This window comes from Ramlibacter agri (genome assembly GCF_012927085.1).
GTDB classification, from domain to species: domain Bacteria; phylum Pseudomonadota; class Gammaproteobacteria; order Burkholderiales; family Burkholderiaceae_C; genus Ramlibacter; species Ramlibacter agri.
Genome location: NZ_JABBFX010000003.1, coordinates 1,004,566 through 1,021,135, shown reverse-complemented (window position 1 = coordinate 1,021,135; position 16,570 = coordinate 1,004,566). Strand labels below are relative to the sequence as shown.

1 protein-coding gene (cut by a window edge) is annotated in these 16,570 nt (G+C 71.4%); it reads right to left on the bottom strand.

The window, feature by feature from the left end; all coding sequences use genetic code 11:
* Window positions 1-26: 26 nt before the first annotated feature.
* Window positions 27-16,570, bottom strand: the 3' portion of a protein-coding gene (locus HHL11_RS29145; RefSeq protein WP_169422108.1) for an LEPR-XLL domain-containing protein. It continues 36,307 nt past the right edge of the window; only the last 16,544 of its 52,851 coding nucleotides appear in the window; the start codon falls outside the window, past its right edge — the gene reads right to left on this strand; the stop codon is at window positions 27-29.

The following is a 16,570-nucleotide window of genomic DNA, read 5'->3' as shown; positions in this document are numbered from 1 at the left end:
CTTGCCTGTTAAGCATCATTCGTCAATCAGATTTCGAGCGATTCGGTCCAGTAGTCGAAGGCCGGCACGCCGGAGGCGCCGCCATCGGCCAGCGGCTGCGAGCCCGGCGATCCCACCACCCAGGCCGACAAGCCATAGCTCTGGTCGGAGACCAGGCCATTGTTGGTGCCGAGATCGAGCAGGATCGGCTGGCTGCTGGCTTGCACCGGCGCAGACAGGTAATCCTGCACGCCGGTGTTCACCGAGCCGAGGCTGCCGGCCACGTTCAGCGCCAGCGCCGACTGCAGGGCCGAGGCCCGGTTCGAGCTGGAAACCAGCGACTGCTGCAGCTTCGCGTAGTCGCCATTGTCAATCATCGACTGCGGGTCGCTGGTCACGCGGGCCGAGGGGCCCACGGTGACCAGCTGCGTGCGCAGCTCGCTGCCACGCAGCACGCTGTAGTACACGCGGCCGTCGGTGCCCGATTCGCGCAGCACGACGCCACCGGCGCCCGGCTCGATGTAGACCATGTTGCTGGCCACCTCGATCGCGTCGCCGGCCGTGCTGGCCCCGCCGTCGGCGTGGACCGTGACGGCCCGCGCGAAGACGTCGGCCTGCGCATCGGCGTTGGCGTCGGTGGTGGCGCCGGCGCCCGGGTCGATGGAGACCAGGCCGCTGGCGCCGTTGGCGCCGCGCGCATCGACGCGGCCGACCGCGACGCCGTTGCCGGCGACCAGGTCGACGTTGCCGCCGTTGCTGGCGATCGTGCTGCCGGCCGCCATGACGATGGCACCGGTGTCGCTGGTGACCGCGATCGTGGTCATGGCGCGCGCCGCGAGGTTGCCCGCGATCGCCACGGCGCTGCTGCCGTCCAGGGTGAAGCTGCCGCCACCCAGGGTGACGTTGGACCCGGCCTGCACCAGGATGCCGGCGCCCTGCACCTTCACCGTTTCCGGCGCGCTGCCGAAGTCCGCGTTGCCGGACACCAGCACCTGGCCGGCGCCCGCCGCGCCGATGTTCACTGCGCCGTAGCCGGCCAGCGCCTGCAGCGTGCTGCTCGTGAGCTGCATGGAGCCGGAAGCCGCCGCGCCGTCACCGATGACGATCTGGCCGTTGCTGCTGGCCACCGCGAAGTCGCCGCTGCCGTGGAAGCTGCCGACGCCGCCGTTGGCCGCGAAGCTGCTGGCGTTGATGGTGACGTCGCCGGTGCCGGTGTCGACCGCACCCTGGAACACCACCTGGCCGCCACCGGCTATGACGAGGTTCGCGCCGTTGCGCAGCGTGACCGGGCCGGCGAAGGTGACCGTGCCGGTGGCGTGGATGACGAGGTCGCCGTCCAGCGTCAGCGGGCCGCCGAAGCTGACGTCGTGGGCGTCGCTGACCTGCAGACCGTCGAGGTCGGTCGCGCCGGCCGCGAAGCGGACGTTGCCGCCGTTCGCATCCAGCTGCAGCGTGTCGCCGGTGCCGCCGTTGCCGGTGACCGGCTGCGCGAACACCAAGTCGCCGCCCGTACCGCTCGTATTGCCCGTGATGCTGGTCGCGCCACTGAGCACCAGCTGGTCGTCCATCTGCACGCCGTGCTGCATGGTCACGGTGGCGTCCACGAAGCTCGTGGCCGCGCCGCTGTCCATGACCTGCAGGCTGTCGCCGGAGAGCGCGCCTTCCAGGCGGATGTTGCCGCCGGCGCCGGTCGCCTGCAGCACCAGCGGGTCCTTGAAGACCAACGGCTGCGTGGCGCCATCCAGGCGGATCTCCTGGCCGGCGAAAGTGCTGCCGATGACGATCTTGGCGAAGCCGTCGGCCAGGTAGGCCAGCTCGTCGTAGCCCAGGTGCAGGGCCGGCGTGGTGGGCGCCGGGCCGCCGATCAGGATCGGCACGTTGGTGCGCGGCGTGATCGTCAGCGTGGCGCCGGCGCTGCGCAGCCAGCCTTCGATGGCGACGTCGTTGGCGCGGATCAGGATGTCCTGGCCCGCCCGGTCGATGTCGCCCGTGATCAGCACGCGGCCGTTGATGGCGTCGATGGTCGCCGGGCCGGTGGTCTGCAACGCGCCCGGCACCACGTCGTTGCCGGCGAGCACGGCGATGGCGCCGCTGCCGCTGGCCAGCACGCTGCCCGGGTCCATCGTGACGTCGCCGTTGGTGGCGGTGACGTGGATGGTGCCCGTGCCGGTGGTCGTGATGTCCGACGGATTCGGGAAGGTCACGCTGTCGTCGGCCAGCACGGTGACGTTGCCGCCGCCGGTACTGACGTTGGCGCCGACGATGACGTCGCTGCCCGTGCCGCCGACCGTGAGGCTGATGTTGCCCGGGCCTTGGGCGTTGACGCCGCTGCCGGTGAGCGTGATCGAGCCGTCCACGGTGGCCAGCTCGATGGCGCCGCCGCCGGTGGTCTGCAGGCTGGTGACGGTGACGTCGTCCTGCTCCACCAGGTGCACGCCGCCCGCGCCGGCGCTGGCCGCCAGCGTGTCGACCGCCAGCTCCAGCGGGGTACCGCTGGTGCCGACGCCGTTGCCGGCGACGAGCTGCAGGCCGTTGGCGCTGATGTTGGTGCCGTTCACGCCGGCATCGGTGATGCTGCCGGTGAGGGCCGTCACGCTGGCGTCGCCGCCGCTGGTGATGGTGCCCACAGCTACGTTGCCGTTGGCCGTCAGCGTGACGTCGCCAGGCGCCGTCACGGTGCTGGCCGCGTCCATCGTCAGCGACCCCGCCGTCGCTTGCAGGTCCACGGTGCCGGTGGACGACAGCTGCGCGCCCGCGCCCAGGTCCAGGTTGCCCGCGGCGCTGACGCTCAGGTTGCCGTTGCCGGTGCTGGTCGTGCCTTGCAGCGACAGGTCGCCGCCGGATTGCAGGTTGACGTCGCCGCCGCCGGTGGTGGCCGGGCCGGTGACGGCCATGCTGCCGCCCGCAGTAACGAGGATAGCGCCGGTGCCGGTGACCGTGAGGCCGCCGACCGTGACCGCGTCGGTTTCGGCGATGACGATGCCGCCGCTGCCGGCCGCGACCGTCAGCGTGGTGGCGGAGGTTTCGATGGCATCGGTGGTCGAACCCACTGCGCCGCCGGCCGTCACGCTGACCGTGGCGCCGGCGATGTCCACCGCCGCGTCGCCGTTGTCGCTGACCGTGCCGCCCGCCGCCAGGGTGACGTTGCCGGCCGTCGTGATCCCGCCATCCAGCGTGACGTTGTTGCCGACGTTCAGCGTGATGTTGCCGTTGCTACCGCTCGCGATGCCGGTGACCGTGAGGTCGCCGGTGTCGGCCAGCTGCACGCCGCCTTGCTGCGAATTCGCGCTGGCGCTGTCGACCGCGAGCTCGATCGCCGAGCCGCCGCCGATGTCGCCCTGCGCCTGCAGCGAGACGCTGCCCGCGCTGATGTCGACGTGGACGTCGCCCGCGTCGATGATCGCGCCGCCCGTCGTGGTGACGGTGACCGTGGTCGCCGTCAGGCCGCTCAGGGTGATGTCGCCGGTCGCATCGAGTTGCAGCGTGCCGCCGGCCGTGGCCGTGGCGTTCGCGTCCATCGTGATCGCGCCGGCGGCATCGACGGTGACGTCGCCCGTGGTCGCGGTGGCCGAGCCGGCCGCGCCGACAGTGATGTCGCCGCCGGAAGCGAGTTGCAGGTCGCCGGTGCTCGCCGTCACGGCGTCCGTCACCGCGATGCTGCCGCCCGCGTCGACCACCACGTTGCCCGCGGTGACCGTGCCCAAGGTGACGCCGTCGGTTTCCTGCACGACCAGGTTGGCCGCCGTGCCGCTGATGCTGGCGACCGAGGTCTCGATGGCGTTGGCGCCGGTGCCGGCGTCGCCGCCCACCGTCAAGGTCAGCGCGCCGCCGGTGATGTCGACTTCGGTATCGCCGGCCGCATCGCCATCGACCAGGGCACCGCCCAAGTCCAGGGTGACGTTGCCGCTGCCCGCGTCGATTGTCTCCAGCGTCAGCGTGCCGGTGGCCGCCAGGCTGACGTCGCCGCCGCTGCTGGCGATGCCGGCATCGGTGGCCTGGGTCCAGTCGCCGCCCGCCGACAGCGTGACGTCGCCGCCGTTGCTGGCGATGTCGCCGGCCTGCGTGACCGCGCCGCCCACCGCCAGCTGCAGGTCGCCCTGGCTCGTGGCGGTGGTGACCACGAGGGCCGTGGCGTCGCGCAGGTAGACCGCGCCGCCCGCGTGCACGTCGACGCTGGTCGATTCGATCACCAGCGGGTCGGCGCTGGCGCCGATGTCGCCACCGGCGCGCAGCACCAGGGCCGCGCTGTCGATGTCGGTCCCCGTGTCGCCCGCCTGCGTGGCGATCGCGCCGCCCGCATCGACGGAGACCGCGCCCCAGCCGGCCTGGCCGGTGAGCGTGCCGCCCGTGCGGTCGGCGGCGCTGCGCGCATCCAGCACGCCCAGCGTGACGCTGCCGCCTGCCTGGTAGCTGATCGCGCCCGCGTCGGTCTGCGCCAGCGTGCCGGCCGCCATGGCGATGTCGCCGGTGGTGGTGTGGACGCCGATGCTGCCCGCGGTCGTCGTGACGTTCGCGGACTGCGTGATGCCGGTGCTGGCGTCCACGGTGACCGTGCCGCCGGCGCTCGCCGCCGACTGCAGCTTGATGCTGCCGCCGGCCTGCAGGCCCAGCGTGCCGCCGACGGTGATGGCACCGGTGCCGGCCGCGGTGGTCAGCGAGCCGCCGGTCACCAGCAGCGTGTCGCCGCTGGTGACGCCGAGGCCCTGCTGCGCGCCGCCGATGCTGGTCGCGCCGACCGTCAGGCTGCTTTCGTCCTGGACGAAGAAGCCGGTCGCCGCGCTCGCGCTCAGCACGCTCGCTTCGGTCTCCAGCGCCTGGCCCGTGGCGCCGACGCTGCCGTCGGCTTGCAGGTTCAGTTCGTTGGCATAGACGTCCGCGGCGGTCTCGCCGGTGTTGTCCAGGATCGAGCCGCCCGCCACGATGTTGACGGAGCCCCAGCCGGCCTGGCCGGTAAGGGTGCCGGCGCTGCGGTCGGCCGCTGTGCGTGCATCGAGCAGGCCCACGGTGATCGCGCCGGTGGCGGTGTAGACGATGCTGCCGCCGTCGGCTTGGGCCACGGCGCCGTCGTCCATCTGGATCGCGCCGGTACTGGCCGTGACCGTGATCGCGCCGCCGATGGTGACGAAGTCGCCCGCCGCCGTTTGCGTGATCGCCGTGCCGCTGACCGCGATGCCGTTGCCCGCCGTGACGCCGGCCTGCGCGGAGACCGCGCCGCCGGCCTGCAGCGTGGCCGCGCCACCCGCGTCGACCGCCGCCGTGAGCGTGATCGCGCCGGCTGCCGCCAGCGTGGCGGAACCGCCTGCGCCGACCGAGCCCTGCACCACGAGGGCGCCACCGGTGCTGAACACCAGGTCGCCGCCCGCGGCCAGGCCGCCCAGCGTGACGCCGTCGGTTTCGCTCAGGAACAGGCCGCCGCTGCCGGCGTCGGCGCCCAGCGTGGTCGCCGTGACTTCCAGCGCGTCGCCCGCGGCGCCGATGCCGTTGCCCGCGGTCAGCTGCACGCCGCCGCCGACGACGTCGAGGTCGGTGTCGCCATCGAGGATGGCGCCGCCGGCCGTGAGGGTCACGTTCGCCGTGCCCGCGTCCACGTATTCGAGCGCCAGGTTGCCCGTCGTCGCCGTCAGCGTGATGGCGCCTTGAGTGCTCGCCACCTGCGTGCCGTCGGCCATGGTCAGGTCGCGCTGCGCCCTCACCGTGATGCTGCTGCCGCTGCCGCTGCTGGTGACGCTCGCGTCCAGCGTGGCATCGCGGCCGGCCGTGAGGGCCACCGTTCCGCCGGCCGTGACCGCGCCGCCCACCGCCAGGTCGCTGCTCGCGCCGCCCGCGGACAGCGTGACGCCGCCGCCGGCCTGCACACCGCCGCCCTGCACCGTGAGGCTGCCCGCATCGGTCGTGATGACGATGGCGCCTGCGCCGCTCGCCGTCACTTGCAGGTCCGTCGCTTCGCTGATCGACACGCCGCCCGTGCCGCCGGTGGCGGCCAGCGTGGCCGCTTCCGTCTGCAGCAGGACTATGCCTTGCGCGCTGTTCAAGGTCAGCTGGTTCGCATACAGGTCGACGCCGGTCTCGGCCGCGCTGTCGGCGATGCTGCCCGCGCTGCTGGTAACCGTGACGTTGCCCCAGCCGGCCTGGCCGGTCAGCGTGCCGCCAGTGCGGTCGGTTGCCGTGCGCGCGTCGAGCACGCCCACGGTGATGGCGCCGGCCGCCGTGTAGGCGATGGAACCGCCGTTGGTCTGCGCGATCGCGCCGTCGGCCATGGTGATGCCGCCGGTGCTGGCGTCGACCGTGATGCCGCCCAGCGCGGTGACGAAGTCGCCAGCCGCTGCCTGCGCGACGCTCGCGCCGGCTACGGCGATGCCGGTGCCGGCCGTGACGCCCGCCTGCACCGAGACCGCGCCGCTGGCTTGCAGCGCGGCAGAGCCGCCGGCGCCCAGCGCAGCCTGCAGCGTGAGGTCGCCGCTGGCTTGCAGCGAAGCGGAACCGCCTGCACTGACCGTGCCCAGCACCGTGAGCGCGCCGCCGGTGGAGAACGCCAGGTCGCCGCCCGCGGCCAGGCCGCCCAGCAGGACGCCGTCGCTTTCGCTGAGGAACAGGCCGCCGCTGCCGGCGTCCGCGCCCAGCGTGGTCGCCGTGACTTCCAGCGCGTCGCCCGCGGCGCCGATGCCGTTGCCGGCGGTCAGCTGCACGCCGGCGCCGGTGATGTCGAGATCGGTGTCGCCATCGGTGATGGCGCCGCCGGCCGTGATCGTCACGTTGGCCGTGCCCGCGTTGACTTCTTCCACTGCGATGTCGCCGGTGGTCGCCGTCAGGGTGACCGCGCCGTTGCTGCTGGTGATCACCGCGCCGTCGGCCATGGCGATGCCGCCCTGCGCCAGCAGCGTGATGGTGCTGCCCGCGCCGGTGCTGGTCGCGCTGGCGTCCAGCGCCAGGTCGCCGCCCGCCGTCAGCGCGATCGCGCCGGCGGTGGTCACGCCGCTCTGCGCCGCGTCGGTCTTGCTGCCCAGGCTGACGCCGTCGGCGCCGACGCGGTTGACCGTGATGGCGCTCGTCGCACCGAAGTGCAGGCTGCTGGCTTCGTCGACGAACAGGCCGCCGGCGCCGAGCGTCGCGCTCAGCGCGGCGACTTCGGTCTCCAGGTGGTCGGTGCTCGTGCCGATGGTGCCGCCGGCCTGCAGGCGCAGCTGGTTGGCGTAGACGTCGGTGGCGGTTTCGCCGGCGACGTCGAGGATGGAACCGCCCGCCACGACGCTGGCCGAGCCCCAGCCGGCCTGGCCGGTGAGGGTGCCGGCCAGGCGGTCGGCGTCGGTGCGCGCATCCAGCAGGCCCAGCGTGACGTCGCCGGCCGCCTGCACGCGGATGTTGCCGCCGTTGGTCTGCAGCGTGGCAGCGCCGGCCATCGTCACTGCGCCGGTGGTGGACTGCACGTCCACCGTGCCGCCGGTGCTGGTCAGCGCGCCGCCGGCGCCGAAGCGCACGTCGCCCACGCCGATCAGCGTGATGCTGCCGTAGCCGGTGCTGACGATGGCGTTGACGTCCACCGTGCCGCGCGACTGCAGCAGCAGCGAGCCGCCGCCCGGCACCACGAAGGGCTCGGCGATGACCAGGTTGCTGCCGGTGCTGAAGCTGGCGATGCCGTTGATGCCGGCGGAGAAGCCGGACAGCGCCGCGGCATCGGCCAGCGGGCTGGTCGTGCCGTCGGTGCCGACGTGGTTGACCGTCACCGGGTCCACCGTGCCGATCGTGGCGGAGTTCAGCTCCCACACGAAGGTGCCGGCGCCGTTGCCGGTGGCGCTGGCCGCCAGCGTGTCGACGTTGGTCTCGATCACGCGGCCGGCGGTGCCGATGCCGGTAACGGCTTGCATGCGCAGCTTGGCGGCGGTGACGTTGATCGTCGGGACGGCGAGCAGGTCGTCGTCCTGGGCGTCCTTGATCGCGCCGCCGGAAGTGATGCTGACGCTGGCGGTGCCCGCGCCCAGCACGCCCAGGGTGATGTCGCCACCCGCCTGCAGCCGCATGTTGCTGTTGCCGGTGGCCAGCGTGGCCGCGGCTTCCATCGTGATGGCGCCGTCGGCCTGCAGGTCCAGCGTCTTGCCCGGCGCCACGGTGCTGACGTCGACGCCGGAGGCGGCCACGCCGTCGTCCAGCACGAGATCGTCGGCCGAGGCCAGGGTCACGCTGCCCCAGTTGGACAGCACGTCGCCCGCGATCACCAGGTTGGCGGAGGTCGCCTCGCTGGTTTCGCCGGAGCGCAGCAGCAGGTTGCCGATGAGGCCGGTGGAGCGCAGGCCGTCGACGATGCGCAGTTCGCCGTTGGCGGTGCTGAGGCTCATGGAGCCGTCGCTGCCGCCCAGGTCGATCGCGTAGCTGGCGCCGCCGGCCACGCGCAGGTCGGTCGCTTCGTCGACGTACAGGCCGCCGCTGGTGAGCACGCGCGCGGCCAGGGCCGCGATGCGGGTCTGCAGGTGGGCCGACGCGGTACCGACGCCGCTGGCGGCGGTCAGGCTGACCGTCGCCGTGTCGCCGTCCAGGTTGAAGCCGTTGCCGGTGAGGCCGTCGAGGATGCCGCCCACGCCGGCGGTGCCGGCCGTGATCTGGATGGCGCCGTCGGCGACGATGCGCGAGATGGTGGCGTTGCCGCCCGCCGCCAGGATGACGGCGCCGGTGTCGTTCAGCGGATTCACCGAGCTGGCCAGCATGCCGTCGGCCATGACGATGGCGCCGGCCGCGGACAGGTTGACCAGGCCGCCGCCGGAGACGATGTCGCCCGCCAGCTGCAGGTCGGCGCCGCTGGAAGCGACGTCGATCCGGGAAGCCGCGGTGGCCGTCAGCGTGCCGGTGAGGGTGCTGGACACCTGGCCGGTCGCGTTCAGCGCGATCGAGCCGGTGGCCGCCGTCACGGCCTGCTGCACCACGATGCCGCCGCCGCTGGCGTTGAGGGCGATCGTGCCGTGGCCCAGGTTGGACACGCCGGTGCCGGCCACCGTCAGGGTGCCGGCGGCCGTGGCGAGCTCGATGCTGCCGGCGCCGCCCGCGTTGGTCTGCACCACCGACAGCACCGTGAGGTCGCCGCCCGTGGCCGTCTCGTGGATCACGATGGCGTTGGAGCCGCCGCCGCTGTTGTCGGCGCTGACCGTGTTCAGCTCGGTGTACAGCAGCGAGATGCCGGTGGCCGCGTGCGCGTCCACGTGGTCGGCGCGCAGCGCTTCCCCGATGAGGCCGTCGCCAGAGACGTTGGCCTGGGTGATGGCGCCCTGCGAGGCGTACAGCACCACGTCCTGCAGGCCGGAGGCGTCGCGCGCCTCGACCTCGTTGCGCAGGGTGATGTCGTTGACCGCATCCAGCTTCAGGTCGCCCGCCACCCGGAAGGTGTAGTTCGGGTTGGCGTAGTCCTCCACCGTGATGCTGCCGCCGTAGACCTCCAGCGCCGTGCGGATGGTGGGCTGCTGCGCCGCGTTGATCGCGCCGATGCGCACCACGCCGGCCAGGGCGGCCGCATGGGTGCCGTCCTGGTGGCCGATCACGATCTTGCTGAAGCCGTCGGCCAGCGCTTGCAGGTCCGAGTTCTCGAGGTTCAGCGTGGCGGTGGTCTGCGAGTTCGGCGGCGTGGCCACCTCGATCGCCTCGCCCACCGTCGTCGGGCGCAGCGTCAGCACGCCCTGCCCCGCGACCGAGCCGCTGCCGCCCTGGAAGTCGATCTCGTCGCCTTCCAGGAAGATGTCGCCGGCCTGGCCCAGCGCGTTGACGCCGTCCAGGACCAGGCCCTTCTTGAACACGACCTGGGTCGCGCCGTTGATGACCAGGCTGCCGCCGAAGTGCAGCGTCACCTGGTCTTCGAACACCACGACGCCGGAGGCGTTGATGCGCAGGTCGCCGTCGAGGTTGACCGAGCCGTGGAAGGTGACGTTGTCCGGCAGGTTGGTGCTGCCGGCGACGCTGACGCCGGCGATGGTCAGGCTGTCCAGCGCGTCCTGGGCGCCGATGTCGCCCTCGATGCTGATGTTGCCCGGGGCCAGCAGGGTCAGGTTGTCGGCGCCGGCCAGGCCGTCGCCGTCCAGGAAGTGCGACGCGATCCCGCCGATCTGCATGTTGCCGGTGCCGTCGGTACCGGCCGTCAGTACGCGGTTGCCGGTGACCAGCACCGAGTCGATCAGGTCGATGTCGTCGCCGACGGTGATGTCGGAGGCCAGCGAAGTCGTGTTGCCCGAGCCTTCGACGATCAGCGAGGAGCTGCCGGTCAGCACGAGGTCGCTGTTGAAGTAGACGTGGCCGCCCAGCAGCGGGGTCTCGATGTGCAGCGTGTCCTGCAGCGTGACCGTGTCCGTGCTGCCGGCGCCGCCGATCATCACGTGGCCGCTGGTGGTGTCGCTGCCCACGACGATCTCGCGGAAGCCGTCCTGCAGGTGCGACAGGTCCTGGTTGTCCAGGATCATCATCGTGCCGTCGTTGGTCACGCCGTTGCCCAGCACGATGGTCGCGCCCGGGTTGAGGGTGGCCAGGTTCAGCACGCCGCCGGCGCTGCGCACGGTCTCCTGGATGTCGAGGTCGTTGGCGCGCACCGAGATGTCGTTGCCGCTCGCGTCCACCGGGTTGGTGATGACCTGGTTGCCCGACAGGCTGCCCACCTGCGTGGTGCCGCCGCGCGAGCCGCTGGTGCCGCTGTCGCCCTGCACCGCGATGGAGCCGGTGGCCAGGATGGCTACTTCCTGCCGCTCGCTGCTGGAGACGCGCAGCTGCTTGGCATCGACCACGATCGCCAGCGGGCTGTACAGGAAGTTGTCGACGTTGTGGCCGATGGCGTCGCGCGCCAGGATGGCCAGGTTGCCGCCGGTGGTCTGCAGGAAGGCCCCGCCCGCCTGGCGCAGCACCGTGCCGTTGTACAGGTGCGAAGCCTGCAGGTAGCTCGGCACGCCCGAGACCACGATCTTGCCGGTGGCCTGGTCCATCGTGAAGTAGCCCAGGCGCATCGCCCAGTCCACTTCGGCGTCGAAGCTGCCGCCCGACTGCAGCCAGCCGGAGGCCGCCGGGGCTACGTAGACGCCGCCCTTGGGCACCGTCAGCGTGACGTTGCCGTTGCCGGCCACGCGCACGCCCGCTGCGAGCGTGAGGTCGCCGTCTTCGGCCGTCAGCGCCACGCTGCCGCCGGTGGTGCGGATGTCCTCGTACAGCGCCAGGCTGCTGCCCGTGCCGGCCGCGTAGACCGTGACGTTGCCGGTGGTGGCCGTGATGCCGGTGCCGCCGTCGGCCAGCTGGATCGCGCCCTTGATGGTGGAGAGGCTCACTTCGCCCGCGCCCTGCTGGCTCACGCCGTCGACCACCAGGCTGTCGGTGTCCTGCAGCACGATGTCGCCGGTGCCGCTGTTGCTGGCGGACAGGTGCGCGACCTGGGTCTCGATCGGGCTGGCCACGGTGCCGATGCCGTCGACGGCCTGGACCTGCAGCGTGCTGGTGGCCGCGACGATGTCCGTCTCGCCACCGGTGCCGTGGATCCAGCCGCCGCTGGTGATGCTGACCGTGCCGTTCACGTGTTCGCTGCGCAGCTTGCCCAGCGTGATGTCGCCACCCGCGGTCAGCGTGACCTGGCCGATGCCGGCCTCGACGAAGGTGTCGCCGGTCATCGTCATCGCGCCGGTGCGGGCCTTCAGCGTGATGTCGCCGCTGACCGAGCTCAGGTCGGCCGCTTCGCCCAGGGTCAGCGCCGCGCCGGCATCGATGCTGATGCTGCCGCTGGCGCTGGTGATGGCCTGGTTCAGGAGGATGTCACCGGAAGCCTGCAGCGACACCGCGCTGCCGAAGCTGGCGACGATCGCGGCGTCGACCTGCAGCGTGGCGTTGGCCACTGCCGCCTGCGTGCCGACCGCGTCGCCCGTCGTGATGGTCACGGCGCCGCCGCCAGTGTCCATGCGCTCCAGGATGAAGCCGTCGTGCTCGTGGATCACCACGTCGCCGTTGGCGACCACGTCCAGCACATCGGCCTCCAGCGTGGCCGTCACGCCGTGGGCGGCCTGCAGGCTCACGTGGGCGGCGCTATCGAGTTCGTCGATGCTGATGCTGCCGGTCTTCGACTGGATCGTGACGTCGCCGGCGGTGCCGGTGATGGCGCCGATCTGGATGTTGCCGTCGGCGATGACGGTGATGTTGCCGCCCTTCATGTCGATCGACTCGATCGTCAGGTCGCCGGTCTGGAACACCGTCAGGTTGCCGTTGCTGGTCATGTGCACGACCAGGCTGCCGACCTTCGAGGTGATCGTCAGGTCCTTGCCGGCCGTCACCGTCAGGTGGCCGGCCGTGACCGTGCCGCCCAGCGTGATGGCGGCGCCCGCCTCGATGGTCACGCTGCCGTTGGTGCCGACGTTCAGCGGGCTCACGACCACCAGGTCCTTGCCCGCGCCGGCCTTCAGCGTGATGGACTCGTCGGCGGCCGTCGGCAGGTTCACCACCGTCAGGTTGCCGGCGGCGTCGAGGTAGAAGTTGCCGGTCGCGCGCTGCTGCAGGATCAGCACGTAGTCGCCGGGCATGTGCAGCTGGAAGTCGCCGCTCTCGTCGTTGGCCGAGCCGCTGGCCGAGAAGCGGGTGTTGGCGGCATCGGCCGTCAGCACCAGCTTGTGGTTGGCCGCGTCCACCGTCGCCGTCACCACGCCGTCGGCGTCGATCCGCGACTTGAAGGCGCCGAGCAGGGTCGCCCAGGTCTCGCCCGGGGTCGTGACCTTGATCGTGTACGAGCTCGTGTTGACCAGCACCGTGTAGCTGACGTTCAGCTGCGGCGTGGAATCGTCCGCGCCATTGGGGAAGCCCAACTCCTGCACCTGCGTGGCGGTGGCGCCGGGCAGGCGCGCGTGGTCGATCTGGCTGACGTCGGGGACGTCGCTGGTGCGGTTGTACTGCACCGTGACGCCGTTGACGGTGAACGGCGTGTTCTTCACGTTGGCCGTCAGCGTCAACGTGCGGGTCGTCGCGTCCTGGGTCGCGGTGATGCCGATGCCGGCGTCGTTGACCGCCTTGGCGAGGCCCGTCAGCACGGAGTCCAAGGTCGCGGTGACGCCGTTCTGGCCCACCTTGACGCTGTAGTCCACGCCGCCGATCGTCACCGTGTAGACGCTGCCGCTCTCCGGCGTCTGGTCGGCCAGCACCACGTTGGAGATCTGCGCGCGCTTCTGGCCGGCGCGCGTGGTGGGCGTGGCGCCGTCGCTGGCGACGTCCGGGCCGGTGGTCTTGACCTTGGCCGACACCGTCTGCGCCGTGCCGTTGGCCTTGTTGGTGATCGTCAGCGTCTGGTTGGACGTGTCGTAGGTGGCGGTGACGCTGGACTGCGGCGTCGCCTTGGCGCTGGCCACCGCGTTGGCGCCGGAGCCGGTCAGCGAGATGTCCGCGCCGCCCGCGCCGGTCGTGAAGGTCAGCGTGGAGCCGCTCACCTGGACGCCGAAGTCGGTGCCCATCTTGGTCTTCAGCGCCAGCGCCAGGTCGGCGCTGGTGTACGAGCTGCCGCCGCTGGTGACCTGGTAGGTCCGGCCGGCCACCACCAGCGTGTAGGTGCTGTGGTTCGCGGGATCGAAGCCGATCGTCAGCGTGCGGTCCGCGTCCTGGTCCACGAGGCCGGTGTTGATCGCGCTGGCCAGGCCGGCCAGCACGCCGGTCCAGGTGGCGTCGACGGTGCCGTTCTGCAGGTTCGCATTGCCGGCGGTCACGCGGTAGTCCGTGCCGTTGACCGTGACCGTGTAGGTGTAGCCCTGCGCCACGGTGGACGGCAGGAAGGTGACCTTGTCCACGGCCGCCGTACCGGACGTCGCCGCGGTGGAAGCGACCGCCTCCACCACCTCGGTGGCCGTCGACGAACGCGTCACCAGGCTCACCGTGAACGGCGTGTTGTTGGCGTTCGCCGTCAGCACCAGGCGCTGGTTGGCGGCATCCACGGTGACCGTGATGCTCTCGCCCTTCTGGATCTGCGTCTGGAAGTCGCTGAGGATCGCCGACCAGCTGGTCGTGTCGCGCGTCACGCTGTACGCGTGGCCGTTGACGACGATCGTGTAGGCCACGTTGGACGGCAGCGCGTTCGCGAAACGGATCTCGCTTTGCTGCTGGACGCCGGTGGCCGCATAGACCAGCGGCGTGCTGCCGTTGGCCAGCACGGCGCTGTCGGCCCGCACCGCAACCTTGTCCACGGTGAACACCGTGTTGATGTACTGCTCGGTCAGCTTCAGCGAAGCGGTGCTGCCGTCGGCCGTGGCCGTGATGCCGGCGGTGCCGGAGACGGTCTCGCCCGCCTGGATGCGGCCGGCCAGCTCGCCCAGCAGGCTGGACCAGCTGCCCGAAGCCACCGTGGTGGCGCGCAGGTCGACGGTGTAGCCGCCGTTGGTGAGCTGCGTCTTCAGGTTGCCGGCAATGGTCGCCAGGCTGGTGCCCGCGGCCACCGGGCCGGTGCTGAAGGTGTTGTTGCCGATCCGGATCGTGTAGATCGCGTTGGTGGTCGGCGCCAGCCCCGCCAGCGCGATCGTGCTCTTGCCGTCAGCGGTGCCGCTGACGACCACCTGCGCCACGCTCGCCAGCCGCTGCTGGTACTGCGACTTGGCGAAGCTGATGCTCGCCGTGCCCGCACCGGTGCTGATGGTGATGGTGGTGGAGTTGCCGCTCGCGCTGGCGGTGTAGGTGGAGCCGTTGATCTTGGCCGCCAGGTCGTCCGCCAGGTCCGCCAGCGTGTAGCTGCCGAGGGACGGGCCGGTCGTGACCTTGTAGTCGGTCGTGCCGATCGTCACCACGTATTCCGCGTTGGCCCGCAGCGTCACGCCGGACAGGTCGATGGTGCGGTCGTAGTTGACGTCCGGGACGTCCTTGGCGCTGATGGTGGAGATGCCGCCGTTCAGCGTGATGTCGACGTCGCCGGCGCCGCTGGTGACGGTGATCGTGCTGCCGCTCAGGGACGACGCGTAGCCGGAGATGCCGGCCTGCAGCTTGTTCGCCAGGGTCGCGGCGCTGTCGCCGCTGGCCGCCGTGTAGCTGCTGACCTGGGTGCCGTTGATGGTCAGGACGTACTTGGTGCCGGCCGTGGGCGCGGAGTTGATCGAGATCGTCCGCGGCAGGCTCGGGTCGCTCGTGTCGGCCGCGTTGATCGCCGCGCCCGTCACCGCCTGCCAGGTGTAGGCATCGACCGTGATCTGCTTGCCGTTGACGTCCAGCGTCAGCGTCTCGTTGTCGCCGCTGCGCGCCGTGTACACGTGGCCGTTGACCACCACTTCGTAGCTGGCGCTGTCGCTCAGCGCGCCGTTGCGGAAGGAGATATCCGACACCTGGGTGGCGTCGGCGCCCGCGGACTGCGTGGGCGCGGTGCCATCGGAGTCGACCGCGCCGAACAGCGTGCCGGTGGACACCGCCTGCACCAGCACGTTGGACAGGGTGAAGGCCGTGTTCGCCGCCACCGCCGTGAAGGTCAGGCTGTGGGCATTGCTGTCCACGTCCACCACCACCACGTTGCCCTGCGTGATCTTGTAGTCCAGCGCGGCGAGGATGGAGGCCCAGGTCGCCGTCACCGTGACGTTGTTGACCTTGTCGCCGACCGCCACCACGTAGGTGGTGGTGTTGACCTGCACCGAGATGCTCGTGCCGGCAGCCAGCGCGAACTCGCCGAAGGTCAGCACGTCGATCTGCTTCACCGAGGTGCCTGCCGCGGTCACCGTGGTGCTGCTGACCGGGCGCAGCTGGCCGCCCTGCGAGGACACCGTGTTCTGGGTCACCGTGGTCGCGCCCGTCACCAGGCCGGTGCCGGCCGGCGCGCTGTAGCGCACTTCCAGCTCGTAGCCGGTGCCGGCGATCGTCGGGTTGGCCAGGAACAGCGGGCCGACCGGGTCGATCGCACTGTTTTCATCGGCATTCGAAGTGACGCCGTTGACGACGACCATCCAGCCGTACAGGTCGGGCGAGCTCTGGTCCAGCGCCGTGCCGGTGATGTTGCCGGACGCCGTGCGCACCAGGCCGGCCCATTCGCGGATGACGCCGCTGGCGTCGACCGTGACGGTGCCGCCGGTCTTCTCCGCGCCGACCGCGGTGCCGCTCTCGATGCTGTCCACCCACAGGTCGCCCGCGGCCAGGACCGTGATGTCCTTGTTGTCCGCGACGTTGCGGATGTCGCGCACCCAGGTGCTGCCGCCCGCGGAGACCTTGATGGTGCCGTTGTTCGCCAGCACGTGGTCGACGACCAGGCCGTCGGCCTCGTTGACGTAGATGTCGCCGGTGTCGGTGGAGTCGACGCTGATGTGGTCCACCAGCGTGTTCAGCTGCACCGCGTTGGTGGCGTTCACCACCAGGTCGTAGGCGATGAAGACCGAGGCGCCGTCGCTGCTGATCGAGGTGGCGTTGATCGTCACGCGGCCCGGCAGGGTGTTCGCCGCGATCACGTCCGAGGGCAGCAGCGGGGTCAGCGCCTGCGCCGCTGCGGCGGCGGCGTTGCCCGCTTCCGAATCGGCGGACACGATGCCGCTGGTCACCGTGAGCTTGCCGGTGATGTTGAAGGTGACGCTGCGGGCCGATTCGTAGCCGTTGACGCCGCCGACGAAGCCGGTCAGCGCCAGGTCGGTCTTGAGCGCGACGTAGATGTCCTTGGACG